This window comes from Thalassospira sp. MCCC 1A01148, from assembly GCF_001613795.1.
Lineage (GTDB): Bacteria > Pseudomonadota > Alphaproteobacteria > Rhodospirillales > Thalassospiraceae > Thalassospira.
In genome coordinates, this window is record NZ_LPVZ01000020.1 from 902,887 (window position 1) to 927,393 (window position 24,507).

The 24,507-nt window shown below is 55.4% G+C and carries 26 protein-coding genes; 10 read left to right on the forward strand and 16 right to left on the reverse strand.

Going from position 1 to position 24,507, the window contains the following annotated elements; genetic code table 11:
- Positions 1-322: 322 nt before the first annotated feature.
- From AUQ43_RS13550 to AUQ43_RS13570, 5 genes are all read left to right on the forward strand, one after another.
- Positions 323-1,216 carry a M48 family metalloprotease gene (locus AUQ43_RS13550; RefSeq protein WP_062956761.1) on the forward strand — a complete coding sequence of 298 codons (894 nt, stop codon included), beginning with the start codon at positions 323-325 and terminating at the stop codon, positions 1,214-1,216.
- A 69-nt stretch (positions 1,217-1,285) separates the two neighbouring features.
- Positions 1,286-1,558, forward strand: coding sequence for a hypothetical protein (locus AUQ43_RS13555; RefSeq protein WP_062956762.1), 273 nt, complete (start codon positions 1,286-1,288; stop codon positions 1,556-1,558).
- Positions 1,559-1,947: 389 nt separating this feature from the next.
- The gene (locus AUQ43_RS13560; protein WP_062956763.1) at positions 1,948-2,658 is read left to right on the forward strand and encodes a MarC family protein; all 711 of its coding nucleotides are present in this window, start codon (positions 1,948-1,950) and stop codon (positions 2,656-2,658) included.
- Between the two features lie 170 nt (positions 2,659-2,828).
- Positions 2,829-3,362, forward strand: coding sequence for a hypothetical protein (locus tag AUQ43_RS13565; protein ID WP_114129771.1), 534 nt, complete (start codon positions 2,829-2,831; stop codon positions 3,360-3,362).
- 328 nt (positions 3,363-3,690) lie between these two features.
- Entirely contained in the window at positions 3,691-3,900 is a 210-nt protein-coding gene (locus tag AUQ43_RS13570; RefSeq protein WP_062956765.1) for a hypothetical protein, read from the forward strand.
- Between the two features lie 66 nt (positions 3,901-3,966).
- Here the strand turns inward: AUQ43_RS13570 and AUQ43_RS13575 are convergent, their stop codons facing one another.
- From AUQ43_RS13575 to AUQ43_RS13585, 3 genes are all read right to left on the reverse strand, one after another.
- The gene (locus AUQ43_RS13575) at positions 3,967-4,884 is read right to left on the reverse strand and encodes a calcium/sodium antiporter (RefSeq protein WP_062956766.1); all 918 of its coding nucleotides are present in this window, start codon (positions 4,882-4,884) and stop codon (positions 3,967-3,969) included.
- Positions 4,885-5,039: 155 nt separating this feature from the next.
- Complete coding sequence (locus tag AUQ43_RS13580) at positions 5,040-6,059, reverse strand: Ldh family oxidoreductase (protein WP_062956767.1); 1,020 nt, start codon at positions 6,057-6,059, stop codon at positions 5,040-5,042.
- A 148-nt stretch (positions 6,060-6,207) separates the two neighbouring features.
- Positions 6,208-8,592 carry a transketolase gene (locus tag AUQ43_RS13585; RefSeq protein ID WP_062956768.1) on the reverse strand — a complete coding sequence of 795 codons (2,385 nt, stop codon included), beginning with the start codon at positions 8,590-8,592 and terminating at the stop codon, positions 6,208-6,210.
- A 475-nt stretch (positions 8,593-9,067) separates the two neighbouring features.
- Between AUQ43_RS13585 and AUQ43_RS13590 the strand changes: the two genes are divergently transcribed.
- Complete coding sequence (locus AUQ43_RS13590) at positions 9,068-10,024, forward strand: hypothetical protein (protein WP_062956769.1); 957 nt, start codon at positions 9,068-9,070, stop codon at positions 10,022-10,024.
- A gap of 12 nt (positions 10,025-10,036) precedes the next feature.
- Here the strand turns inward: AUQ43_RS13590 and AUQ43_RS13595 are convergent, their stop codons facing one another.
- The gene (locus AUQ43_RS13595) at positions 10,037-11,263 is read right to left on the reverse strand and encodes a methionine gamma-lyase (protein WP_062956770.1); all 1,227 of its coding nucleotides are present in this window, start codon (positions 11,261-11,263) and stop codon (positions 10,037-10,039) included.
- A gap of 225 nt (positions 11,264-11,488) precedes the next feature.
- On the opposite strand from AUQ43_RS13595, the gene AUQ43_RS13600 reads away from it, so the two are divergent.
- Together AUQ43_RS13600 and AUQ43_RS13605 are read left to right on the forward strand one after the other, a co-directional pair.
- Positions 11,489-13,114 (forward strand): sigma 54-interacting transcriptional regulator, encoded by a 1,626-nt coding sequence (locus AUQ43_RS13600; RefSeq protein ID WP_062956771.1) that lies wholly within the window; start codon positions 11,489-11,491, stop codon positions 13,112-13,114.
- A 105-nt stretch (positions 13,115-13,219) separates the two neighbouring features.
- On the forward strand, positions 13,220-14,002 hold the full coding sequence (locus AUQ43_RS13605; protein ID WP_062956772.1) for a 3-hydroxybutyrate dehydrogenase: 783 nt from the start codon (positions 13,220-13,222) through the stop codon (positions 14,000-14,002).
- 74 nt (positions 14,003-14,076) lie between these two features.
- Here AUQ43_RS13605 and AUQ43_RS13610 read toward each other — a convergent pair whose 3' ends face one another.
- Together AUQ43_RS13610 and AUQ43_RS13615 are read right to left on the reverse strand one after the other, a co-directional pair.
- Entirely contained in the window at positions 14,077-14,259 is a 183-nt protein-coding gene (locus AUQ43_RS13610; RefSeq protein WP_044829619.1) for a DUF1508 domain-containing protein, read from the reverse strand.
- Between the two features lie 68 nt (positions 14,260-14,327).
- Entirely contained in the window at positions 14,328-15,212 is an 885-nt protein-coding gene (locus AUQ43_RS13615; RefSeq protein WP_062956773.1) for a LysR substrate-binding domain-containing protein, read from the reverse strand.
- Between the two features lie 120 nt (positions 15,213-15,332).
- Between AUQ43_RS13615 and AUQ43_RS13620 the strand changes: the two genes are divergently transcribed.
- Both AUQ43_RS13620 and fghA read left to right on the forward strand, forming a co-directional pair.
- Positions 15,333-16,457: an S-(hydroxymethyl)glutathione dehydrogenase/class III alcohol dehydrogenase gene (locus AUQ43_RS13620; RefSeq protein WP_062956774.1), complete on the forward strand. Its 1,125-nt coding sequence runs from the start codon at positions 15,333-15,335 to the stop codon at positions 16,455-16,457.
- 78 nt (positions 16,458-16,535) lie between these two features.
- Positions 16,536-17,393: an S-formylglutathione hydrolase gene (gene fghA / locus AUQ43_RS13625; RefSeq protein WP_062957316.1), complete on the forward strand. Its 858-nt coding sequence runs from the start codon at positions 16,536-16,538 to the stop codon at positions 17,391-17,393.
- A 109-nt stretch (positions 17,394-17,502) separates the two neighbouring features.
- Here the strand turns inward: fghA and AUQ43_RS13630 are convergent, their stop codons facing one another.
- The 10 genes from AUQ43_RS13630 to AUQ43_RS13675 form a co-directional block, all read right to left on the reverse strand.
- Positions 17,503-18,099, reverse strand: coding sequence for an energy-coupling factor transporter transmembrane protein EcfT (locus tag AUQ43_RS13630; protein ID WP_062956775.1), 597 nt, complete (start codon positions 18,097-18,099; stop codon positions 17,503-17,505).
- Positions 18,096-18,770 (reverse strand): energy-coupling factor ABC transporter ATP-binding protein, encoded by a 675-nt coding sequence (locus AUQ43_RS13635; RefSeq protein ID WP_062956776.1) that lies wholly within the window; start codon positions 18,768-18,770, stop codon positions 18,096-18,098. The genes AUQ43_RS13630 and AUQ43_RS13635 overlap by 4 nt, the downstream gene beginning before the upstream one ends.
- Positions 18,771-18,840: 70 nt before the next feature.
- Positions 18,841-19,389, reverse strand: a complete 549-nt coding sequence (locus tag AUQ43_RS13640; RefSeq protein WP_062956777.1) for a biotin transporter BioY — start codon at positions 19,387-19,389, stop codon at positions 18,841-18,843.
- Between the two features lie 197 nt (positions 19,390-19,586).
- A complete protein-coding gene (locus tag AUQ43_RS13645) occupies positions 19,587-19,946 on the reverse strand; it encodes a helix-turn-helix transcriptional regulator (protein ID WP_062956778.1) in 360 nt (119 codons plus the stop codon).
- Positions 19,933-20,379: an SRPBCC family protein gene (locus AUQ43_RS13650; protein ID WP_062956779.1), complete on the reverse strand. Its 447-nt coding sequence runs from the start codon at positions 20,377-20,379 to the stop codon at positions 19,933-19,935. Before AUQ43_RS13650 ends, AUQ43_RS13645 begins: the two co-directional genes overlap by 14 nt.
- Positions 20,380-20,579: 200 nt before the next feature.
- On the reverse strand, positions 20,580-21,200 hold the full coding sequence (ureG, locus tag AUQ43_RS13655) for an urease accessory protein UreG (RefSeq protein WP_044829628.1): 621 nt from the start codon (positions 21,198-21,200) through the stop codon (positions 20,580-20,582).
- Entirely contained in the window at positions 21,197-21,907 is a 711-nt protein-coding gene (locus AUQ43_RS13660) for an urease accessory protein UreF (RefSeq protein WP_062956780.1), read from the reverse strand. The genes ureG and AUQ43_RS13660 overlap by 4 nt, the downstream gene beginning before the upstream one ends.
- Entirely contained in the window at positions 21,894-22,439 is a 546-nt protein-coding gene (locus tag AUQ43_RS13665; protein ID WP_062956781.1) for an urease accessory protein UreE, read from the reverse strand. The genes AUQ43_RS13660 and AUQ43_RS13665 overlap by 14 nt, the downstream gene beginning before the upstream one ends.
- A gap of 18 nt (positions 22,440-22,457) precedes the next feature.
- Positions 22,458-24,170 carry an urease subunit alpha gene (ureC, locus tag AUQ43_RS13670; RefSeq protein WP_062956782.1) on the reverse strand — a complete coding sequence of 571 codons (1,713 nt, stop codon included), beginning with the start codon at positions 24,168-24,170 and terminating at the stop codon, positions 22,458-22,460.
- Between the two features lie 17 nt (positions 24,171-24,187).
- Positions 24,188-24,493 (reverse strand): urease subunit beta, encoded by a 306-nt coding sequence (locus AUQ43_RS13675; protein ID WP_062956783.1) that lies wholly within the window; start codon positions 24,491-24,493, stop codon positions 24,188-24,190.
- Positions 24,494-24,507 lie beyond the last annotated feature (14 nt).

Below are 24,507 nucleotides of genomic sequence, written 5' to 3' on the forward strand. Positions count from 1 at the left end.
AGCCAATGGCATACTCCCACTATTCTAGTCGAATATATAAGGATGTGTTAAGATTTCGCCGCAAAACCCTTTATTTCATTGCCTTACCGCGCAATCAGATCGTGCAATTCTGTCATAAATCAGGCCCAGAACCTGACCCAAAACCGGGCATCGAATCCTGACCGCTTCCTGTGCGATGCAATCTGTTCTGAATCAATGTCGTTAACAGGTTGTTTGATATAGACTTTTCACATCGCAACGAAGGTTGCGTTTGCGAATGTCTGTTCATCATCCCTATCTTTGAACAAGACCCACACACCAAACCCCGACAGGCAAACACTTTATGGCTGAAAACACCCCGCAGATTCCGGGCTTCATTCAACGATTTCTCGCCATTCAACCGGGCGGAGCTTCGCATGCGGGGGGCCTGATGGCCTGCATGATCGGTGTGCTTGCCGCCTGCGCATGGATGCTGGGCGGGGTATCAATGATGATTTCCGCTGGCATTGCGGTTGCCCTGATGCTGGCACTTTCGCCGATGATCTCGCCTGAGGTGCTGATGAAAATGCTGCGCGCCAGTCCGCTTTCCGGTGAAGACTATCACGCGATCCATGAAATGAGCCGCCTGCTTTCCGAACGCGCAGAACTTGGCCACAAACCAAAACTGTTCCTGTTGCCGGGCAAGGGGGTGAATGCCATCACAACCGGCACCAATGACAACACCACCATCGCCATTTCAAGCGATGCGGTTCATGGCCTGTCGCCACGTCAAATGCGCGCCATTCTTGCCCACGAAGTCGCCCATGCATGGCATGGCGATACCCGTATCTTGCTGATTACCGATGTGCTGTATCGCGCAACATGGACGATTGCACTGTTTGGTCTGGCGATCTTTATCTTTGGTGATTTCAATCCACCCGCCTGGATGATTGTCCTGTTTGGTGCGGTGCCGACCATCAGCTTCCTGTTTCAGCGTGCTGTCATCCGCGACCGCGAATTCGCCGCCGATCACGGAGCAAGTGATTTGCTCAATGGCCCGGAAGACATGATTGATGCGCTTTTGCATATTGATCAGATCAATCGCAAACGTCTGGGTCTTGTGCCCTACCGCAGCACCCAGCCGCCCAGCTTGCTTGATACCCATCCATCGGTTGGTGCACGGATCAAGGCTTTGCGTGCGCTCAAGCCCGGCACATGGCAAAAATTCTTTGAAAACCGGCGGATGCCGCCACAATAATCGACCATGGCAATACCGGGAAATTCAGATAGTCCTGAACTTGGAAAGTGCGCGATTTGCGGACGTGTGATGGTCGCAGGTCCCAGTGTCGATCGCCATCACTGGCATCCGAAATCACAGGGCGGCACTGAAACCGAATGGCTCCATCGCGTTTGCCATCGCATGATCCACCGCCTGTTTGATGAAGCCACCCTTGCACGCGACTTTAGCAGCCCTGACAAGCTGCTTGCCCATCCCGATATCATCAAGTTTGTGAAATGGGTGCGCAAGAAACCGGTTGATTATGTCGACTGGCCTGAAAATGCCGGGCGTTACGGGCGCAATCGCGGCAGGCGCCGATAAGGGCAGCCTTGCCTAAAACGGCAAAAGAACTGCCCATTTAGCCATTTACCTGCCAAGATAGACGCAATATACGCATCCATCTCGCAGTCGCCGAAAGCAGGAAGAACCGATGCCAAGCTCAGGGTCCGGACCTATTAATTTGATTTGAATGGCAGAGCTTATATTTGTGAAATCCAAGGAAAATCCCGCCGAGCGGGTCGGCATCCCGCGCAAGGGGTTTGACACGGGAGTTCGCAAATATAAACTCTGTCCTTAGGATCGCGCAGCTTTGCACGGTCTACTTTGTCGCAAAACCTTGAAAGATAAATATCTTCCGGCGGTTTCGCTCCGCGTATCCGCACAAAGCTGCGCGACCATTCAAACCAAATTAATAGGTCCGGACCCTAAATATGCTCAATGATCTGATCCCGGTCTTTGTCACGTTGTTTGTGATTATCGACCCGTTGGGTCTGGTACCGGTCTTCATCGTCCTGACCCAAGGCACCAGTGCTGCGCACCGCCGGCGCATGGCGATCCGTGCGTGCTTGACCAGCTTCTTCATTCTTGCGGCATTTGCCCTGATCGGCGAAGGATTGCTTGGTGTGTTTGGCATTCACATGCCCGCCTTCCGCATTGCCGGGGGCACGTTGCTGTTTTTGATCGCGCTTGAAATGCTGTTTGAAAAGCGCAGCCAGAAACGCAATGAGCGCGCTGAACAGGTCCATCAGGAACTAGAAGAAGACCACGAGACAGAAAAACCAAAGACAAAAACCAAAGCCAGCGCGGCCACATCAAACGGTGATGTCACGATCCCCGATGACGAGGCCGATGATATCTCCATCTTCCCGATGTCGATCCCGTTCCTGTCAGGCCCCGGTGCGATTGCGTCCGTGATGCTCCTGATGGGCAAGTTCGAAGACAACATCGCCATGCAGGCCAGCGTCATCGGCGTTGTCGCCGTGGTGATGGTGATCGCCTTTGTCTTCTTCCTGCTGGCAAACGTTGTTGCCAAACGCCTCAGCCCGACGGTTGCCACAGTGGTATCACGCCTGCTTGGCATGATCCTGGCCGCCCTTGCGGTTCAGTTCATCATCGATGGCATAAAGCAGGCGTTTTTCTGAAAGAAATTTGTAGTTGAACAAGCCAAAATCACAGAGGCATTATTACATATGCAAAATACTACTGTGAGGCTGTTATGTTCTTTAGAGTAGCGCTCCCAATACTCGTGTGGATGACAGCCAGTCTGTCATCATTCAGTGTATCGGCATCAGAAGACACGGATATTACCGGTATGTTAGCTAATTTGGCGTGGTTCCAAATTGGTGAGAACCGACCAATAAAACTCGAGGTCATCGATGAGATTTCTGGCGGATGCTGGAAATCGGTAGAAGCTACCAAGAACGCAATAAAGTTAGAGCTCCAGCGGAGCAACTTGGCCTTCTCCGAAGAGCAAAATGGCACGTTCGCATATGTTACCCTTCATGGTGTCGGATATGAAACAAGCAACTATTCTTGTGCGGTGTACATCAGCATGCTCGTATCAACTCTCTCAGTCGAAAGAACTACACTAGGGGATATGGAACTACGAACCGGCGACTTTCCAACTTTTTGGCAACAAGGCGCCCTGCTTTCCGGCCCCAAGTCAGATATGAGCAAACGGTTGAAGGACAAATTCGTTGAAATGTCACAAGCCTTAATTCTCAATATTTATGAAGAACGGAAACGTATACGTTCTGACTTAGCGACACACGAAACCCTCACAGACATGCAAAGAACAGTTTGGGAGAGCTATTTCAATATTATGTTTAAGAAGGAAGATAATTGAGGCAACGCGCCGCCTACCCGTCTAAATCCTATCAATCTCTAGCTCAACTCAACGCCGCATGTATGCAGGCTTAAATCAAGCCTGCATCAGCCACTATCTTTGAATGCCAGATCCAGTCAGCAAACACAGTAAAACAAAAGGAGAGGACAAGTTACCCTCGCCCTGTTCATAGCTTAGAGTACCGATCACTTTAGATAGCAACCAACAGGTCAATCCCAGCGCTTCGCAGCAGGCAGGATGGCGTCGGTGCCGATCTGCTAGCGATCAGGACGATGCTATCGCCGCACTGGCCAAAGGCGTTAACGCCAAGCCACGCAAGCTCTGCCGGATGACCATCAATCACCGTGACAACGCGGGCAACAGATGCCAGCGGTTTAAGCAGTTTTTCGACATGGGCCGTTTTACCATCTACCTTGCCTTCAAGGCGGGCGCGCTCAAGATCCTGCTATTTGTTATAGAGGCGATCGGTCGAAGTCACAGCCAGCAGACCAAGCCCCGGATGATCTTCAGACAGCTTTTCCCTCGCCGCAGCAAGTAACCGCCATCTTATAATCTTTGCCCGGCCCAAACAGCTAGCAGTCGCCTGCGACGGATAGAAGTCTCTCTACTGTGCCGCCCAAACGTAACCCGCATACAGTACCAGCATGATGATGCCGGGTATCCGGCCAATCTGCGGACGGCGAAGCATCAGCGTCAGGCCAATCGAAACCGCAATCATCACCGGCAGATCAAACATCAGGAACCGGTCCGCGACCGGAATCGGGGATACAACCGCCGTCAGGCCAAGAATCCCCAGGATGTTGAAAATGTTCGAACCAATAATATTGCCAATCGCGATTTCGGATTGCTTCTTCAATGCAGCGATCAGCGATGTCGCAAGTTCCGGCAAGGACGTACCAACCGCAACAATCGTAAGCCCGATAAAGGCTTCGGACACACCAAATGTGCGCGCGATTGTCACCGCCCCGTCCACGAGGTAATGGGCGCCAACCATCAGCATGGCCAGCCCCGCGACAACCCAGACAATTGACAGCCAGACATTTGAAACCGCTTCGGGCAGATCCGTCGATGACGCAGGTTCCGAACGCGACTGGCGATAGGCAAACACCAGATAACCAATCAATGCCGCAAACATAAACCCGCCGGCGACACGGCCAAGGTCACCAAGCGCAAAGAACGGCACCAGCACGACAGCAGCACCAAGCATCACAGCGGTATCGCGACCAAGCGTGCCGCCAGATACCGCAATGGGCCAAACCACCGCCGAGACACCAACAATCAGCAAGATGTTCGCAATATTGGACCCGATCACATTGCCAAGTGCGATATCGGGTACACCACGCAAAGCAGCATCCAATGACACAAGAAGCTCCGGCGTCGATGTCCCGAAACCAACCACCGTCAAACCAATAAGAAGCGATGACATGGAAAGCTTGCGGGCGATACCAACACTACCGCGCACCAGGGATTCACCCCCAAAGAAAAGCCCGGCCAAACCGCCGAGCAACATCAGATATTCCATGACGAACGCCCTTCCAGCTTACATTGCATCAAATCACGCTTTTGGATGCATGCTGCGTGAGTTGTACGACAATTGGGGACATTGCAAGCCCATCACGGCTTACCCATTGAAAAAAGACTGGGTCATAAAATCCGATCAGGGCATAACGCCCTGTATTATTGCTGCTCCGTCAAGGCCAACAGCTCGTCATGCAGGGCCTTGGGAATCGTCACGCCTTTTGTCTGACTGCGTTCGCGGGCCTCAAACCGGCGTTGCGATGGCAGGCGCGCGCCCTGTTTGACGATCTCCTCAAACAAGTCTTCGGCGTGATCAAGATGCTTTTGCGCATCAGCACCAAGGAATGTTTCCGGACTAAAGGCAATGATGATTTCCCCATGATGCGGCTTACCCGGCGCATCTTCGGATGCGGCATGGGTTTCATGTCCCAGCACATCACCGATCAACGGCCCCGCCATCAAACCGATCATGGTCGAAAGTGCTGATCCCTTGTGCCCGCCAAAGGTCAGCATCGCCCCTTCGAGCGCCTTGGTCGGATCGGTGGTGGGATCACCGTTTTCATCAATCGCCCAGCCTTCGGGAATCGGCTTGCCCGCGCGACGGTGCAGTTCGATTTCGCCGCGCGCGATCATGCTGGTGGCAAAATCAAACGTGTAGGGCGTTTTGCCCGGACGTGGCCATGAAAAGGCAATCGGGTTGGTGCCCAGGAGCGGCCTGGTTCCGCCTGCTGGCGCGACGAAGGCATGGGTCGGTGTCATCGCCATCCCGACCAGACCGTGGGCAGAAATCTGCTCGACCTCTGGCCACAGGGCCGAAAAATGGAAGCAGTTATTGATCGCCAGAACCGAAATACCGCAATGGCGGGTTTTTTCGACAAACATCGGCAATGCCTTTTCAAAGGAAAGCAGCGAGCATCCCTTGTGCGCATTAACCCGCGTAATGGCCGGCGCCTGATCAATAATTTCTGGCATCGCATGGGTATCAAGCCCGCCATTCCGCGCGGTCTGCACACATCCCATCAGGCGGTAAAGCCCGTGCGAATGACATTCATCGATCTGGGCGGCCACGACACTGCGCATGATTGCGCCAGCATGCTCTTTGCCAAAGCCGTTATTTTCAAGCACAGCAAGGCTCAGATTTTCGGCGTCTTTGATTGTCAGCGTGGCGGTTTCTTGCATCGGTCGGACGTTCCTTCAAGGCAAACAGTTTTGTGTTTTATTGACTGAAAGCTCTATCCGATCCTGCCCCGCCTTGCAAAAACTCATACAAATAAGGAGGGCAGTTTGCCCTCCTTGATTTCAAGTCTGATGTTTTGGGAATTAACGATTAATCCCAACGCTTTGCGGCGCGCAGGATGGCCTCGGTTCCGATCTGGTAATGATCATAAAGCGCGATGCTGTCCCCGCACTGGCCAAAGGCATTCACGCCAAGCGGCGCAACCGCATGACCACGCACACCGCCAAGCCATGCAAGGGCGGCGGGGTGACCATCAATCACCGTCACAAGGCGGGCATCATCGGCCAGAGGTTTAAGCAGATTTTCGACATGGGCCATTTTGCCATCCGCCCTGCCTTCAAGGCGGGCACGTTCAAGATCCTGCCATTCGTTATACAGGCGGTCTGTCGACGTCACGGCAAGCAGGCCAAGCCCCGGACGATCTTCAGACAGCTTTTCCCATGCGGCAATTGCTTCGGGTGCCATGGCACCGCAATAGGCAATCGCCATTTTGCAATCCGCACCCGGCTGGCGCAGCCAGTAGCCACCCGAAATAATTTCGGATTTTTGGGCATCTGACAGGTCACGTTCCGGCTGCGACAGCGGTTTGGTCGACAAACGCAGGTAGATCGAGCCACCGTCCGGGTCCTGCATATGCTCGAATGACCAGCCCATGATCGCGGCCAGTTCATCGCCAAAACTGGGTTCGAAACTCGTCAGCCCGGGCTGGCCCATGCCGATCATTGGCGTGCTGATCGACTGATGCGCTCCGCCTTCCGGTGCCAGCGTTATGCCGCTTGGTGTTGCCACGACCATAAAACGCGCATCCTGATAGCAGGCATAGTTCAGCGCATCGAGACCGCGCGCAATGAACGGATCATAAAGGGTGCCAATCGGGAACAGGCGCTCCCCAAACAGACTGTGCGACAGGCCGAATGCAGCCAGGTTCAGGAACAGGTTGTTTTCGGCAATGCCAAGCTCAACATGTTGGCCGCTCGGCGACCTGATCCATTTCTGGGCCGAGGGGACCTTGCGTTCCTTGAACTGATCGGCCAGTTCTTCGCGGCCAAACAGACCACGCTGGTTCACAAACCCGCCAAGGTTGGTCGAGACCGTCACATCGGGGGACGTGGTAACGATCCGGTCCGACAGGTCGCTGTCCTTCATTTTGGCCAGTTCGTTCAAAATCTTGCCAAAGACTTCCTGCGTGCTGGATGTTTCCGCACGTGCATAGGGCATTTCAGGGATGGTGATGTGTTTGGCCGACTTGTTGCGCGGGGCATCATCATTAAACGGTGCGCTGGCGATATAGTCGCGAAGGGCATCGGCACTGATATCAAGGCCAGCCGCGATATCCCATTCCTGCCCGTCGGCGACCTTGTTTTGCAGCTTGAAGGCATCCATTTGCGGCACATTCATCAGCCCCGCATGGTTGTCCTTGTGCCCCTGAAGCGGTGTGCCATAGCCCTTGACGGTATAGGCAATAAACACGGTCGGCTTGTCATTGGGTACAGACTCAAAGGCGCTCAGAACCGCTTCCATGCAATGCCCGCCCAGATTGGTCATCAGGTCATGAAGCTGATCATCGTCATAGTCGCCCAGCAGGCTTGCCAGCGCATTGTCGCCTTCCATGTCCGATGTAATCTGTTTGCGCCATGCCGCCCCACCCTGGAAGGTCAGGGCCGAATAGATGTCGTTGGGCACATCATTCAGCCACTTCTTAAGCGATTTCCCGCCCGGCTTGGCAAAGGCGTCATGCAGCTTGCGGCCATATTTGATGGTAATCACGTTCCAGCCAACCGCGCGGAAGAACCGGCCGATGACACGAAACAGATGGGCATCAATCATGCCATCAAGGCTTTGGCGGTTATAGTCGATCACCCACCAGACATTACGAATGTCATGCTTCCAGGTATCAAGCAGCGCCTCATAGATGTTGCCTTCATCAAGTTCGGCATCGCCAACAAGGGCGACCATGCGGCCGGGCGTTTCATCCTTGGGCAGCATGTCCTTGTAGCGCAGGTAATCCTGTGTCAGGGCGGCAAAGTTCGTCACCGCTGCTCCAAGGCCGACGGAGCCGGTCGAGAAATCAACCTGATCGCCATCCTTGGTGCGCGACGGATAGGATTGCGCGCCACCAAAGGACCGGAAGCTTTCAAGCTTTTCCCTGGTCTGACGGCCAAACAGGTAATTGATCGCGTGAAATACCGGGCTTGCATGTGGCTTGACGGCAACCCGGTCCTGCGGACGCAGAACATTGAAATAAAGGGCTGTCATCAGGGTCGTCATTGACGCACAACTGGCCTGATGGCCGCCAACCTTGATGCCATCACGCTTGGGCCGCAGATGGTTGGCATGATGGATCGTCCAGCTTGAAAGCCAGCGCACTTTCTTTTCAAGCAGGCCAAGCATCTCAAGATCCTTGGCATTGATATCGGCCGTGCTGCTTGCTTCGATGATTTCACCGATTTCCGGTACGGTTTCTTGTGCTGACATTTCCTGATGGCCTTTTGTGTTTTCCGTTATGACGGTTGTTTTAATTTGTTTAGTTCGCCGCAGCGGGTCGACAAACCGGTATTGTGATGCCGATTTTTAAGCGCGCGATGGGGAAATCAAGATAGCCGCGCTGCAATTCACACAAGATTCGGCATTTTTGCCGAATTGTTGGAATCTGCTACGACGATTCTGCAAAGATCCTCGAATTTCCCTTCGGCTGAAAAGTCCGATAAATTGCCCGGCCTGTGATGTTTTCGCACGATTCGATCCAACCGAAGCATTATGCAAGATGACGGTATTTCCACCTCTGACACGATGCGCTAAAGTAATTGCTTCGCAATAAACCATACCGATATATAGTACGCCCCATCCAAAAGTTGGTCTCTCGCAACAGCGAACACGCGAAACTCCCATTTTCCACCCCGCTTTCTCTAACGGACGTTGTTTGGTTTTGATCACAAGCAGGAACACAGCGATGGCATATGCAAGAATGCTTGTTGTTCTTGTCATCTCGGCCCTGTTTGGCACCATAGGCACCCATGCCCAATCAGCCCCGAACGTTTCGCCTGCAAACAGTCGATCCCAAACCGATCAAATCAAAACATCTGCGCTGCCTGACATCCGTGTTCCGATGGATACGTCGTCCAAATTCTGCAAAGGCCGCGTAAGCTGGGAAGATTATTCGGAATACCATATGGATCTTTTGCGCCTTGCTGTCCGCCTGAGCAACGCGAACACCAAGATCACACCGGTCTGCATGGATTACCCGACCGAAGCGCGACGGATTTCGATGCTGCAGACTGGCGATCAGATCAACACAGTCTTCTTTGGTGCCAATAACGAACGAGAAGAAAAGCTTCTGGCTGCCTATGTCCCGATCTATCTTGGCACAACCGGTTTGCGACTTTTCATGCTTCGCGCCCAGTCAATTGACGCGCTTGATAGCGTCAGAACGCTTGACCACCTCCGTACGTTTTCGATGGGTCAGGGCCTGGGATGGCCCGACAGCGAAATCCTGATAAACAATGGCTTCAATGTAATCCTTGGCCGCTACAAAACACTTCATCGCATGCTGTCGGCTGAACGCTTTGATCTTTACCCGCGGGCCTATTGGCAAATCGCCGGGGAATGGAGCTGGATGCATGAGCAGGCACCGGGGATCGTTATTCACCCCGGTATTGCCCTTTATTACCCGCTACCGATCTATTTTTTCGTAAGCCCCAATTATCCCGAGCTGCACGAAGCCATAGAGACCGGCCTGAAACGGGCCCATTCAAATGGCATGATGCTTGATCTGATCCGTTCTCATTTTCAGACCGCACCATCCTTTAACCAGATTTCCTTGTCCGATCTGCACGTCCTGCGAATTCCAAACAGCCAACTGTCTGCAAGATCGCACGAAGCTTTGCGTACATACGGCCTTCTGGATTAGCAGCCCTTCGCCTTACTCCGCTGCAATCGCCATCTGATCGCCATCTAGTGCGTTGGACAGATCAGCCAGAATATCATCGATGCATTCAAGCCCGGCTGACAGGCGAATCAGCCCATCGGTGATCTGATATTCGGCACGTTCTTCAGCGGTATAGGTTGAATGCGTCATGGATGCCGGGTGCTGGATCAGGGTTTCAGCATCTCCAAGGCTGACTGCACGCGTAATCATGTTAAGCTCGTTCATCAGTTTACGGCCTTCCTCAATCCCGCCCTTAAGCTCGAACGCGATCATGCCACCAAACCGGTCCATCTGTTTTTTGGCCAGTTTGTGATGCGGGTCGCTTTCAAGCCCCGGGTAAAAGACCTTCTCGACCTTCGGGTGTTTGGCCAGGAAATCGGCGATCTTTTCGGCATTGTCGCAATGGCGTTCCATGCGAAGCTCAAGCGTTTTAAGGCCACGCATCACAAGGTTGGCATCCTGCGCGGAAAGCACCGCACCGGTCATGTCCTTAAGCCCCACCAAGCGCACCTGCGTCATGTCCTCAAGCGTTCCGATCACCGCACCGGCCATCAGATCGCCATGGCCACCCAGATATTTGGTCGCGGAATGGACAACGATGTCGGCACCGAGTTCAATCGGACGCTGCAGGTACGGCGTGCAATAGGTGTTATCGACAACGACCTTGGCACCATGCTTGTGCGCGATGTCCGAAACCGCTTCGATATCGACCAGACGCATGTTCGGGTTGGCCGGGGTTTCGAAATAGACAATCTTGGTCTTGTCCGAAATCGCCTTTTCCAGCTCTGCCGGATCGGTCAGATCAACATGGGTATGTTTGATGCCAAATTTTTCCAGACCGTGGCGGAAATAGGCAAATGTGCAGCCATACAGCGTACGATCAACAATGATCTCGTCGCCCGGCGCAATAAAGGTCCAGAAGACAGATGTAATCGCGCCCATGCCCGATGCGGTCGCAACCGCGGCTTCACCGCCTTCAAGCACCGCAAGACGCTTTTCGAGAAGATCCAGTGTCGGGTTGGCAATACGGGAATAGATAAAGCCCTGCTCGTCGCCGGCAAAGAACCGCCCGCCCTGCTCGGCCGTTTCGAACGCAAAGGTCGAAGACATGTAAACCGGCTGGTTCAGCGCACCATTGTGGCTTTGCGGATCGTAACCGTGATGGATCGCACGGGTGGCAAAGCCGGTTTTGGCGCTGTTATGTTTGTCATTGGCAGACATCGGAAGGCTCCTTGAAATGCGTTTATTCTGCCCTCACCAGCGCAAGCACCGTGCCAGATTTGAAAATCACCTGTTTTCAAGGGCTTGGCAGAATCGCCTTACTTAGAAGTGTAAATAATATTTTACACACTCGCAGAAAGCAGTTCCGGGAACCACAAAGACACTGGATTCCTGAAGCTTAGGGATGTACAATTTTTCTTACAGTGTAAATTTATCGGTACAGATATGCGGTTTGAAATTCGTGGTGAAAACAGGCTTGGCATTACGCGCGACGTAATCAATGTCCTGACCGATCAGGGGCTCGACATCCGTGCGTTTGAAGTCACCACCCATCACATCTATGCCGATATCCCCGCCGTTCGCCCGGAACGGTTTCCTGCATTGGCAAAGGCGCTCAAACAAATTCCCGGCATCTTTGACATCACCGAGATTGACCGACTGCCAACCGAACGCCGCCGCGCGCAATTGCATGCAACGCTTGCTGCGCTCGGCGACCCAGTGATCGCGGTTGATGCCAGTGGCCTGATCGCGCAGGCCAACCCGGCCGCACAGGCAATTTCCGCAACCCCTGAAATTCCTCTGCGTGATCAGGATATATCCAGCATTTTGGCAGAACCATCTATTGAAGATTTACGCCAAGGCGGGTTCCACTTGCCAGAGCGCGAGGTTGCTCTGGGCGGGCAAACCTATCTTTTGCAGGTCGAACCGATTGGCCATGTGGATGACGGATCCGATAGTGCCGATGATGCCCCATGGGGTGGCGTGATGGTCTTTCACCGCCCGGCGCGACTGGGGCGCGTGATCACAGCCCTTCAGGATCGCAGCCATACCGGCTTTGACGACATTATCGGCACCAGCCGCGCCATGCTGCGCGTCAAATCGCAGGCAGAGCGACTGGCGGCCATTGATGCGCCACTCCTGATCCTTGGCGAGACCGGAACCGGCAAGGAGCTGTTTGCACGCGCCTGCCACCGTGCCAGTGCGCGGGCTGATCAGCCATTCCTGGCCCTTAATTGCGCAGCCCTGCCCGAAGGTCTGGCCGAAAGCGAATTGTTTGGTTATGCCGCCGGGGCCTTTACCAGTGCCCGGCGGGGCGGCAAGCCGGGGCTTTTGGAGCTTGCTGATGGTGGCACCCTGTTTTTGGATGAAATCGGCGAACTGACACCCTATCTGCAGGCCAAGCTTTTGCGCGTGCTTCAGGATGGCAGTTTCCGACGCGTGGGCGGCACCGATGAAATCACGGTTGATGTCCGCATCATCAGTGCGACCAACCGCGACCTCGAAGCCATGTCCCATGACGGCACATTTCGCGAGGATCTGTATTTCCGCCTTAACGTTCTTGGCATCACCCTGCCCCCCTTGCGCGACCGGGTCGAAGACATTGCCGATCTGGCGGCTTTTTTCATCGACCGCACCGCCCAACAGACAGAACGCAGCACTCCGCGCCTGGCACGCGACGGGCTCGACTGGCTCTGCGCCCATGACTGGCCGGGCAATGTTCGCGAACTTGAAAACACCCTGTTTCGCGCCGTCGCCCTTCTGGATAGCAAGACCCTTGGGGCGCGCGACCTTGCCGATGCTGCCAGCGGCACGGCAAGCGTGGCCGCCCCTCAGTCACCCAACACGGCCGAAACAGCGCAAGACACGCCCACACCCCCAACGCAGCAAACAGACCTGATCGCCGCCGCCCTTGCACAAAGCGATTTCAACAGCGGCATGGATTTGCTCGAACGTGAAATGCTGGCGCGCCTGTATCCCGACTACCCAAGCTCGCGCAAACTGGCTGATCGGCTTGGCGTTTCGCACACCTCTATCGCCAACAAGCTGCGCAAATACGGGATTGGCACCTAAAAAGCCATCCACCCGACAACAGCATTTCTTGCCACTTACATTGCACTGCGGCATGATCTTCCTAAATCAAAGGGCAGAAAGCCCATTTCACAGGGAGAAGACAGAATGCTGACAGGTAAACGCGCACTCGTAACCGGCTCCACCAGCGGGATCGGCCTTGCAATGGCCAAGGCACTGGCAGGCGCTGGTGCGGATGTGATGCTCAATGGCTTTGGCGACGCTGATGAAATCGAGGCCACTCGCAAAAGCCTTGAAACCGAGTATGGTGTGACCGCGCACTATAACGGGGCCGACCTGTCCAAACCCGATGAAATCGAAGCAATGATGAAGGACGCCGAGGCCAAATTCGGCGGCGTCGACATTCTGATCAACAATGCCGGCATCCAATACACCGCCAATGTCGAAGATTTCCCGCCCGAAAAGTGGGATGCAGTAATTGCGATCAACCTGTCGTCTGTCTTCCACACCACCCGCCTTGCCGTGCCCTATATGCGCAAACAAAACTGGGGCCGCATCATCAACACGGCATCGGCCCATGGCCTTGTCGCATCCGTCCAGAAGGCGGCCTATGTCGCCGCCAAGCACGGCGTGATCGGCCTGACCAAGGTCACAGCCCTTGAAACCGCCGAAACCGGCATCACGGCCAATGCCATCTGCCCAGGCTGGGTACGCACCGAACTTGTCGAACGCCAGATCGAAGCGCGCGCGAAGGAAAACAACATCTCGGTCGAAGAATCCGCAACCCGCCTTGTGTCGGACAAACACCCGTCCAAACAGTTCGTTTCCCCCGAACAGATCGGCCAGACCGCCCTTTACCTCTGCTCGGACGCGGCATCCCAAATGACAGGTACACACCTGTCGGTCGATGGCGGCTGGACAGCGCAGTAACGCACACGCCAAAAACACCAAAGCCCCGCAGGCAACATGCCGCGGGGCTTTTTTTTGCACAGATCGCTCCGCACCTAGCTCAGATCGCAATCGCATCCATTGCGCTTGGCATTGGCGATGCAGTCGGATTTGTTCGAATAACCTTGCGTTGAAGCCCCGACGATATTGCCGTTGCTGGCCGTGCGCCGCCACCGCCAGCCATCCTTTGCTTCATAAAGCTCCCACAGATCACCTTTCGACCCTGTACACTTTGACATCGCTCGCCTCCTTCAAACCGAAATTCATTGAGGGTTCGACGCGGGCGCAAGCCGGTTGTGACAAAAAATCAGGATGATTGCCCCAAATACCGTCCCAAATGCTCCACCAGCATCCGTATCTTCGGGCTGAGGTGTCGGTTGGTCGGGTAGATCGCCCAGATGCCTTCATCGGATGGCTGATATTTGGTCAGGACCGGTACGAGGTCGCCGCTGGCAATCCACGGATCGACGTAATAGTCGGGCAACTGCACGATGCCGATGCCCTTGCGCGCGGCATCGAGAAGCGCCTGACCACTATTGGCGTGGATGGAGCCATGAATGCGGACCGTGCGTTCGCGGCCATCTTCTTCAAAGCGCCAGTAATCAAGCGTGCCGACCAGACAGTTATGGTGGTGCAGCTCCGAAAGCGAATAGGGCTCGCCACGTTTGGCGATGTAGCTGGGTGCGGCACAGGCATAAAGGCGCCTGGTTGAAAGTTGCTGGGTCATCAGACTGCCCGTGGTGCCCTCCAGTCGGCCCAGACGGATCGCCATGTCGTAGCCCTCGAGTACCAGATCAAGCTTCTGGTTGGTAAAGCGGCATTGCACTTCCAGATCGGGATAGCGGGTGACGAAATCATTGACCAGCGGCGCAATCACCGTCTCGCCATAGGTCGTCGGCGCGGTGAGTTTCAGCTTGCCGCGCGGCAGTTCCGTCAGGTTGCCAATCGCGCGCTCGGCTTCATCCAGCCCGTCGAGCAATTGCCGGCAATGCTGATAGTAAATCTGCCCGGCCTCGGTCACGCTGACCTTGCGGGTGGTACGGTAAAAAAGCTGCACACCGAGCTTTTCTTCAAGCGCTGTGACCTGTCGGCTAACCTGGGCGACCGAAATGCCAAGCTGCCTGGCGGCATGGGTAAAATTCTGCCGTTCGGCCACGGCGATAAATTCGCTGATCCCGTCCCAGGCATTCATCGCCCGACCCCATTTTGATTATTACACATGCGTAAAAGTGAATTACCAAAATAGCGGATTATCATCCTAGACGAAATAAATACACTGGCTACAGTTCATTTAATCTATCGGAGACGCGCAATGACCGCCGAAACCATTACCTGTAAAGCCGCCATCGCCTGGGAAGCGGGCAAACCGCTGTCGATCGAAGAAGTTCAGGTCGCCCCGCCGAAAGCTGGCGAAGTCCGCGTCAAGATCGTTGCGACCGGCGTTTGCCACACCGATGCCTTCACCCTGTCGGGCGACGATCCGGAGGGCATCTTCCCGGCGATCCTTGGCCATGAGGGCGGCGGCATCGTTGAGTCCATCGGCGAAGGTGTGACCAGTGTCGCGGTTGGCGATCACGTGATCCCGCTTTACACCCCGGAATGCGGCGAGTGCAAATTCTGCAAATCGGGCAAAACCAACCTGTGCCAGAAAATCCGCGAAACCCAGGGCAAGGGCCTGATGCCGGACGGCACCACGCGTTTCTCGCAGAATGGCAAGCCGATCTATCATTACATGGGGTGCTCGACCTTCTCGGAATACACTGTGCTTCCGGAAATCTCGCTTGCCAAAATCAACAAATCCGCCCCGCTTGAAGAAGTTTGCCTGCTGGGTTGCGGGGTCACCACCGGCATGGGGGCCACGGTGAACGCGGCCAAGGTGCAAAAGGGTGACTCTGTGGCCGTCTTTGGCCTTGGCGGTATCGGTCTTTCGGCGATCATCGGCGCACAGATGGCTGGTGCCGGTCGCATCGTTGCCATTGATCTGAACGAAAAGAAATTCGATCTCGCCAAGAAACTGGGCGCGACCGATTGCATCAACCCGAAAGACTATGACAAGCCGATTCAGGACGTCATTGTCGAGCTGACCGACGGTGGTGTTGACTGGTCGTTCGAGTGCATCGGCAATGTCAATGTCATGCGTTCAGCCCTTGAGTGCTGCCACAAGGGTTGGGGTGAGTCGGTCATCATCGGTGTTGCCGGTGCCGGTCAGGAAATCTCGACCCGTCCGTTCCAGCTGGTCACCGGTCGCGTCTGGCGCGGCACGGCGTTTGGCGGCGTCAAGGGCCGCTCGCAGCTGCCCGATTATGTTGAACGTTACCTTGCCGGTGAGTTCAAGCTTTCGGACTTCATTACCCACACCATGAAGCTCGAAGACATCAACGAAGCGTTCGACCTGATGCACGAAGGCGAAAGCATCCGTTCGGTTATCCATTACTGATCGATACATAAACGTTTGAATAATTGCGCCACTGCCGGAAATTTTCTGGCAGTGGCCGATCAGAAGGAGGCCCCCGATATGGGTATCGAGAATTCTTCAAGCAACAAGGTCTTTGGCGGCTGGCAAAAGCAATATACCCACCCATCAACCACCCTTGGCTGCGACATGCGCTTTGCGATCTTTCTGCCACCACAGGCCAGCAATGGTGCAAAGGTGCCGGTCATGTACTGGCTGTCGGGCCTGACCTGCACGGATGAAAACTTCATGCAGAAGGCCGGTGCATTTCGCATTGCCGCCGAACTGGGCATCGCCATCGTCGCCCCGGACACCAGCCCGCGCGGCGATCATGTCCCCGATGACGAGAACGAAGCCTATGATTTCGGCAAGGGGGCTGGCTTTTACGTCAATGCCACGCAGGAGCCGTGGGCGCGCAATTACCGCATGTATGATTACGTGACCAGGGAACTGCCGGCACTGATCAAGGATCACTTCCCGGTCAATGATGATGCGGTGATTTCCGGCCATTCCATGGGCGGTCATGGCGCACTGATGATTGCACTGCGTAATCCGGGCACGTTTAAATCCGTCACCGCCTTTGCACCGATTTCCAATCCGATTAATTGCCCGTGGGGCCAGAAGGCGCTTGGCAATTATCTCGGTGATGACAAATCAGCCTGGAAAGACTGGGACAGCTCGGAACTGATGAAGGCCGCAAGTGCGCCCGATGTTCAGACCCCGGCCCTGGTCGATCAGGGCGGTGCAGATGGCTTTTTGGCCGAGCAGCTTAAGCCCGAAGTGCTCGAAGCCGCGGCCAAGACATCAAACTACCCGGTCACCATCCGCATTCAGGATGGCTATGACCACAGCTACTATTTCATCTCGACCTTTATCGAAGATCATATCCGCTTCCACGCCAAGCATCTTGGACTGAGCTGATTGCACCACGATCTTCGACTTCCCCGGCACGCCGCCCTACCGACTTCCCCCCTCAGGCGTGTCGGGGCTTTTCCTGTTGACATCAAGTGATCGAAAGCGGCACCAAGCCCTAATCAAAACTGCGCGCATCAATCGCATCGGCGACGTCATCGGCCATCTTGAGCGTGCGGATGATCAGCGGCACCACCATCGCGATGATGGACCGGTCAAGGCCGCGCGCACGCTGGGCGTCGCGGATTTCATGGGCAACCTGTGCAATCACCGGGATGAAGCGCAGCACCATTGAAATTGCCAGACTGACCTTTTCCGGGTTTACGCCAATCGGGCGCAAGGGCTGCATGGCACGTTCCAGCGATGCCAGCAGGTCGGACGTTTTGGTGGTCAGGGTCACCAGCGCGGCAAACATCACAATTGCGGCAATCCGGGTGATGACCAGCAATCCCGACTGCCAGTCATTCAGCCAAAGCTGAACGGCAAAAAAGATCACCAGCAGCCACAGGATCGGCTTGATCTGCGCCCACATAATGCGCGGGCCAAAGCCGGATGCGGGATACAACAATGTAACAGTCGCCAGCACAAACCCGACCACCGGCCAATCGGGGATCAGGAATACGCCCGTGCCAAGGGCGACCATGGCAAGGATCTTGGCCCCGGCCGCTGCCCGGTGCAGGGCAGACTGCCCGTCGATATAAAGCCCTGCGATCACGCCATCATCTCCCGATATTTCGGAAGAACTTCAGACGGCTTGCCATCAAGTACGACACGGCCATCCTCAAACGCCAGCACCCGGTCATAATCGGCAATCAGGTCAAGATCATGCGAAACCGTAATCACCGTCTGGTCAAGCTCGGCTATGGCGCGCTGCACCCGGTTGCGATTGCGCAAATCCAGCAAGGTGGTTGGCTCATCAAAAACGATGTAGCGCGGTTCCATCACCAGCACGCCCGAGATGGCAAGCAACTGCTTTTGCCCGCCACTCAGCAGATGGCTGGGATGGGATTTGAAATCCTGAAGGTCATAGCGTGCCAGCACGTCATCGATGCGGCGATCAACTTCATCTTTGGGAAGCTTAAGTGGCTTGAGCCCAAAGGCAATGTCTTCCTCGACCACCGGATAGACGATTTGATTGTCCGGGTTCTGGAATACAAACCCGACATGACGTCTGAGCTTGCGGCCATCCTTTGCCGCATCAAAATCATCGACCAGAACCCGGCCCGACGTTGCGGTTTGCAGGCCATTGAGCAACCGGACAAAGGTGCTTTTGCCCGACCCGTTCGCACCAACAATCCCGATCCGCTTTTCAGTGAGCGTCAGGTCAATGTCAGCAAGTGCACGTCGCTGTTCAAACTGCACAGAGACATTTTCAATTCGGATCATGGGGCCAGTCCGGCGTTGTCGGGGAAATTGGAACGGGCACAAGCAACCATGTGCTTGTGCCCATAAGAAGTCAGTATGCCTTCGAAATCAAGGGATAGGAACGACGCACCGCAAGGCATGCGGCTGTTGCAATCCCCACCTTGATGGCATCACCGATCAGGAACGGCGCGGCACCAACGGTCGCCTGCCAATAGCTGATGTCCGCCGCAACCGCGACCCAGGCATTGCCAATGGCGTAAAGCACCACGATCCCGCCAAAGGCGATGGAAAGTGCTGCATTGATCACGTTCAAACGGTTCCAGAACTTCTCGATCAGAAGGCCGATGACAAAGGCCGAAATGGCCCAGCCAAAAATGAACCCGCCCGTGACACCCATCATCACGCCAAAACCACCACGTCCACCGGACAGAAGCGGCAAGCCGACAGCAACCAGAAGAAGGAACAAAATGATTGAAAGCCCGCCACGACGCGCACCCAAAATGGCCCCGGCCAGCATCGGACCGAGCGACTGTGCCGTAACCGGAACACCGGTCACCGGAAGGGTAATTGGCGGAAACAGCCCAAGAACGGCGGTCAGGGCTGCAAACAGGGCGACATAGACAATATCTTTGGTCTTCATGTAACGGTTTCCCATTCCCGTTATAAGGCAGAACTGCAATCAACCCCTTGCGCAGAACTGCCTCTCGTTAACCGGTCCGCCCGACCGGCTCAACGCGCTATGGGATAACCGCAAATATGCGCCGCGCCAAGCAAAATGACAGCGGATACTGCGTAGCTCATTTAAGAGAAACGCAATATCCAATAGTTTTCAAAACCTTAGACTTCATCGTCTTCGACAAAGGTTTTAAGCCGCATCAGGGCAGATTCCCAACGTCCCGCCACCTGATCAAGGTAGGCGCGCGCTTCGGCCAGTTGTTCCGGGCAAAAAGCATATTGGCTTTCACGCCCGACCCGATGGTTTTGAACAAGCCCTGCGGCCTCAAGCACGCGCAAGTGTTTGGTCACGGCCTGACGGGTCATGTCGGCATCATTCGACAACACCGAGATCGAGCGCGGCTTGCCATCCGCCAGACGATCGAAGATCGCCAGCCGTGTCGGATCGCCCAATGCGGCAAACATGGCGGAAAAGTCACTGCCATGTTTGCCATTGTCTGGATTTTTTTCAGGTTTCTGCATGTTTCTTGATATTTTCCAACTGGAGCTCCCAGCCGTTTGTATTGGCCCGCAGCGCATCAGCAATGCGATGGGGTGGCAGATTATCAAATCCGGTTTCCCGCACCTTTACCGATGTCGTGCCGGACGCTTCTTCAAGCCAGAACTCGACAAGGGTTTCAGGTTCCCCACTGTAATCGACTTCGGGGTCAACCGCATAGGGATGCCATGTATAGGCAAAATAGGCGGGTTCCTCCATCGCCTTGATCGTCGAGTTCCACGGCACATGGGTGAACCCTTCGATGGTTATCATGCCCCTGGATACCTCGCCCACCGCAAACGGGGTTTCGATATTAATCCCAAACCACGTACCGAACTCCTGATGATCTGTCAGCGCCTTCCAGACACGGGAACGGGATGCTTTGATCTCAATCGACTTCTCAATTGTATTTGACATAATGCAACCTCCTAGTTGCATTTAACTTGCCAGAAGATTTTTCTAAATGCAACTAAAAAGTTGCATATTTAAATTTGGGCCTTAAACACAATCGCCCGGCTGTTGCCAGCCGGGCGATGCGTGCTCCCGTCATCCTTGGGTCAAGGCCACGTTAATGATGTAACTGGCCCTGCCCGTGCAGCTATCCTTATATCCCCATATCAGGATGCTGCGGATTGGCGGAGCCCCCCTGTCTCGATGATGAAGTTTTTCACGTCCTCAAGGCCATCCATCGCCTTGAGATTGGTGAACAGGAACGGACGATCACCACGCATTTTCTTGGCATCACGATCCATCACGCCCAGATCAGCCCCTACCAGCGGGGCCAGATCGGTTTTGTTGATCACAAGCAGGTCCGAACGGGTAATGCCCGGTCCGCCTTTACGCGGGATTTTATCGCCTGCCGAAACATCAATGACGTAAATCGTGATGTCGGCCAGCTCTGGCGAGAACGTAGCTGACAGGTTGTCACCACCCGATTCAATAAAGATCGCCTCAAGCCCGGCATGCTTGGCGGCCATGTCTTCGACCGCTGCCAGATTGATCGACGCATCCTCGCGAATGGCCGTATGCGGGCAGCCACCGGTTTCAACACCGGCGATGCGGTCTGCGGCCAGTGCGCCCGAACGGGTCATGAATTCGGCGTCTTCGCGGGTATAGATGTCATTTGTGATCGCAGCGATGTTGAAATCATCGCGCATCGCCTTGCACAGGCGCTCCAGAAGGGCGGTTTTACCCGACCCGACCGGGCCACCAATTCCGATACGAAGGGGAGAGCTCATGATCTAAATAGCCTCGTATATTGGGTTTCGTGTTTCATCGACGTCCAGTCGACCATCGGTGCCGCGGCACCAAGATCGGCAAGGTCTGTCTGCATGGCGTAATCGACTGCAACCGTCACCGCGCCATCAAGCGACGACAGTGATCGCACACCGTCGGTCTGACCGAGCGGCACCAGACGCACCGCACTGGACACAAGGTTTGCCGCCATCGCATGCAAATAAGCAGTCAGCGCATCACGGAGCGGCACATCAGACCGGGCCGCAGCAATGCCCACCGCCACCGGATAGGATGGCAAACGATCATCTTCGCGCATGACATTGGCCCAGCGGGTAATGACATCATCGCCCCAGACCTTTTGCATGGTCGAGACAAAGGCACGTCCCTGTGCGGTTGCCTCCAGCGCCATCTCGGACGTGCCGCGCCAGCAATCGGCCTCAACCCCGATGTCAAACAGGGCCGCTTCATCACCTGCGCGCGCCGCCCGCCATGCAGCACAAAACAGCACCGCATCAATGCGCCCAGCCCCGAATTCCAGAACCCCTTCAACCCAGTTGATCAGGCTGTCAGCCGATGTCACCCGCCCGTCTTCGACCGCATATTCAACGCCGTGTGAATAGGTATAGGCACCGACCGGGAATGACGGGCTCAGCCACGTCATCAGCCGCATCAGGCCTGCGGGATTAAGGGTCAGGTCATCCGTGGTCATGCGAATGTCCATGTTGATGGCTATGACCGTGTTCGTGGTCATGGTCATCATGGTCAAAATGATCGTGACCATGGCTGTGACCATGAGCACCACCAAGCCCGTGATAGGCCCCGTTCAGCGGATCGAATGGGGCGATTTCATTTTCCACCACACCGCCAAGGCCCGTGATCATGTCGCGCATGACATGGTCATCAATGATGCGCAAACGCCCGTCATTCAAAACCTGAACCGGGGTATGCCGGTTGCCGATATGCCAGGCCAGTTTGGCAGTCGCAATCGGTCCGGCCGCGGTGATGGTCAGAACCGGCTCCTCGGCTGCACGGACAACGATTACCCCGCCATCGACAAGGCGCAAGCGATCCCCATCCGCCAAACGCACCGCATGTGGCAGGTCAAGCAGGAACGGTTCCCCCGCATCATCATGCAGGCGAATACGGCGGCGATGCCGGTCGGAAAAGGCCAGCGTGACCGTACCGCGCACTTCGGACGTGTCGGCACGGTCAACCGGAATATGTTCAATGGCGTGACGCATGGTCTTGTCTGCCACCGATCAGAACAGGAAGTAACGTTGCGCCATCGGCACAACATCCACCGGCTGACAGGTCAGAAGTTCACCATCTGCCGTCACCTGATAGGTTTCCGGATCAACTTCCATCGCCGGAAGCGCATCGTTCAGCTTCATGTCCTTCTTGCCGATATTACGTGTGTTCGAAACAGCCAGAAGCTCTTTTGACAGGCCGAATTCGGCGGCAATACCCGCATCAATGCCCGCTTGCGATACGAACGAGAAGCTCGATTTCGCAATCGCATTGCCATAGGCACCAAACATCGGACGGTAATGGACCGGTTGCGGTGTCGGGATCGATGCATTCGGATCCCCCATGGCTGCGGCCACGATCATACCCGCCTTTACGACCAGGTCGGGCTTGGTGCCAAAGAACATCGGTTTCCAGACGACCAAATCGGCGATCTTGCCCACTTCGATGGAGCCGACATGCGCACCAATCCCCTGCGCAATCGCCGGGTTGATGGTGTATTTCGCAACGTAACGCTTGGCACGGAAGTTATCATTGCCAGAACCCGCATCCTCGGCCAGCGCACCGCGCTGCTTTTTCATCTTGTCGGCGGTCTGCCAGGTGCGGGTAATGACTTCACCAACACGCCCCATGGCCTGACTGTCTGACGAGATGATCGAAAACGCGCCAAGATCATGCAGGATATCCTCGGCCGCGATGGTTTCACGGCGGATACGGCTTTCGGCAAAGGCGACGTCTTCGGGGATTTTCGGATCAAGGTGATGGCAGACCATCAGCATGTCCAGATGCTCGTCAATCGTATTGACCGTGAACGGACGCGTCGGGTTGGTCGAGCTTGGCAAGACGTTGGCTTCGCCGCATAGCTTGATGATATCGGGCGCATGCCCACCGCCGGCACCTTCGGTGTGGAAAGTGTGAATGGTCCGGCCCTTGAACGATGCACGGGTGTGCTCGACAAAGCCGCTTTCATTCAATGTATCGGTATGGATCATGACCTGTACATCAAGGTCATCAGCTACCGACAGGCAGGTATCAATCGCAGCCGGGGTCGTCCCCCAGTCTTCATGCAGTTTCAGGCCACAGGCACCTGCCTTGACCTGTTCTTCAAGCGATCCGGGCAGGGTCGCGTTGCCCTTGCCAAAGAAGCCGATATTCATCGGAATGCCATCAGCTGCCTGCAGCATCCGGGCGATATGCCAGGGGCCTGGCGTACAGGTTGTGGCGTTCGTCCCCGCAGCCGGGCCGGTACCACCGCCCAGCATGCTGGTAACGCCGGAATAAAGCGCGTCTTCAACCTGCTGCGGGCAAATCCAGTGAATGTGGGCATCAATCCCGCCAGCGGTGATGATATTGCCCTCACCGGCGATGACTTCGGTGCCCGGCCCGATAATGATATCCACACCGGGCTGCACATCTGGGTTTCCGGCCTTGCCGATCCCGGCGATGCGGCCATCGCGAACGCCAATGTCGGCCTTGATGATACCGGTATAATCAAGGATCAGCGCATTGGTGATCACGGTATCAACCGCGCCATTGGCGCGCGTTGCCTGTGACTGACCCATGCCATCACGGATCACCTTGCCACCACCGAATTTGACTTCCTCGCCAAGGGTGGTGAAGTCTTTTTCGACCTCGATGATCAGGTCGGTATCAGCCAGTCGCACCTTGTCCCCGACGGTCGGGCCAAACATGGCCGCATAGGACGGACGATCAATTTCGTAAGCCATTTATTCCATCCCCCCGCTTAAAGCTTGCCGTTGATTTTGGCGTTAAAGCCATAGACCGTGCCTGTACCGGCATATTTCACCAGATTGACGTCGCGCGACTGGCCCGGCTCGAAACGAACAGCGGTACCGGCCGGGATATCAAGGCGAAAGCCACGTGCGGCTTCGCGGTCAAAATCAAGACCCGGATTGGTTTCATAGAAATGATAATGCGACCCCACCTGCACCGGGCGATCCCCGGTATTGGCAACGGTGATGGTTTTGGTTTCACGCCCCTCGTTCAGGATGAGGCTGCCTTCCTTGGTAATGATTTCACCTGGAATCATAACGCGCTCCTCTT

What these genes read in the sequence shown, in the direction of transcription:
- AUQ43_RS13550 (WP_062956761.1), top strand. Translation starts at nt 323, where the DNA reads ATGGCTGAAAACACCCCGCAGATTCCGGGCTTCATTCAACGATTTCTC.
- AUQ43_RS13610 (WP_044829619.1), bottom strand. Translation starts at nt 14,259, where the DNA reads ATGTCAAAGTGTACAGGGTCGAAAGGTGATCTGTGGGAGCTTTATGAA.
- AUQ43_RS13615 (WP_062956773.1), bottom strand. Translation starts at nt 15,212, where the DNA reads ATGAATGCCTGGGACGGGATCAGCGAATTTATCGCCGTGGCCGAACGG.
- ureC (WP_062956782.1), bottom strand. Translation starts at nt 24,170, where the DNA reads ATGGCTTACGAAATTGATCGTCCGTCCTATGCGGCCATGTTTGGCCCG.
- AUQ43_RS13595 (WP_062956770.1), bottom strand. Translation starts at nt 11,263, where the DNA reads ATGTCTGCCAATGACAAACATAACAGCGCCAAAACCGGCTTTGCCACC.
- AUQ43_RS13555 (WP_062956762.1), top strand. Translation starts at nt 1,286, where the DNA reads ATGGTCGCAGGTCCCAGTGTCGATCGCCATCACTGGCATCCGAAATCA.
- AUQ43_RS13590 (WP_062956769.1), top strand. Translation starts at nt 9,068, where the DNA reads ATGGCATATGCAAGAATGCTTGTTGTTCTTGTCATCTCGGCCCTGTTT.
- AUQ43_RS13675 (WP_062956783.1), bottom strand. Translation starts at nt 24,493, where the DNA reads ATGATTCCAGGTGAAATCATTACCAAGGAAGGCAGCCTCATCCTGAAC.
- AUQ43_RS13640 (WP_062956777.1), bottom strand. Translation starts at nt 19,389, where the DNA reads ATGAAGACCAAAGATATTGTCTATGTCGCCCTGTTTGCAGCCCTGACC.
- AUQ43_RS13570 (WP_062956765.1), top strand. Translation starts at nt 3,691, where the DNA reads ATGACCATCAATCACCGTGACAACGCGGGCAACAGATGCCAGCGGTTT.
- fghA (WP_062957316.1), top strand. Translation starts at nt 16,536, where the DNA reads ATGGGTATCGAGAATTCTTCAAGCAACAAGGTCTTTGGCGGCTGGCAA.
- AUQ43_RS13665 (WP_062956781.1), bottom strand. Translation starts at nt 22,439, where the DNA reads ATGCGTCACGCCATTGAACATATTCCGGTTGACCGTGCCGACACGTCC.
- AUQ43_RS13575 (WP_062956766.1), bottom strand. Translation starts at nt 4,884, where the DNA reads ATGGAATATCTGATGTTGCTCGGCGGTTTGGCCGGGCTTTTCTTTGGG.
- AUQ43_RS13645 (WP_062956778.1), bottom strand. Translation starts at nt 19,946, where the DNA reads ATGCAGAAACCTGAAAAAAATCCAGACAATGGCAAACATGGCAGTGAC.
- AUQ43_RS13650 (WP_062956779.1), bottom strand. Translation starts at nt 20,379, where the DNA reads ATGTCAAATACAATTGAGAAGTCGATTGAGATCAAAGCATCCCGTTCC.
- AUQ43_RS13565 (WP_114129771.1), top strand. Translation starts at nt 2,829, where the DNA reads ATGTTAGCTAATTTGGCGTGGTTCCAAATTGGTGAGAACCGACCAATA.
- AUQ43_RS13620 (WP_062956774.1), top strand. Translation starts at nt 15,333, where the DNA reads ATGACCGCCGAAACCATTACCTGTAAAGCCGCCATCGCCTGGGAAGCG.
- AUQ43_RS13635 (WP_062956776.1), bottom strand. Translation starts at nt 18,770, where the DNA reads ATGATCCGAATTGAAAATGTCTCTGTGCAGTTTGAACAGCGACGTGCA.
- AUQ43_RS13605 (WP_062956772.1), top strand. Translation starts at nt 13,220, where the DNA reads ATGCTGACAGGTAAACGCGCACTCGTAACCGGCTCCACCAGCGGGATC.
- ureG (WP_044829628.1), bottom strand. Translation starts at nt 21,200, where the DNA reads ATGAGCTCTCCCCTTCGTATCGGAATTGGTGGCCCGGTCGGGTCGGGT.
- AUQ43_RS13560 (WP_062956763.1), top strand. Translation starts at nt 1,948, where the DNA reads ATGCTCAATGATCTGATCCCGGTCTTTGTCACGTTGTTTGTGATTATC.
- AUQ43_RS13660 (WP_062956780.1), bottom strand. Translation starts at nt 21,907, where the DNA reads ATGACCACGGATGACCTGACCCTTAATCCCGCAGGCCTGATGCGGCTG.
- AUQ43_RS13585 (WP_062956768.1), bottom strand. Translation starts at nt 8,592, where the DNA reads ATGTCAGCACAAGAAACCGTACCGGAAATCGGTGAAATCATCGAAGCA.
- AUQ43_RS13600 (WP_062956771.1), top strand. Translation starts at nt 11,489, where the DNA reads ATGCGGTTTGAAATTCGTGGTGAAAACAGGCTTGGCATTACGCGCGAC.
- AUQ43_RS13580 (WP_062956767.1), bottom strand. Translation starts at nt 6,059, where the DNA reads ATGCAAGAAACCGCCACGCTGACAATCAAAGACGCCGAAAATCTGAGC.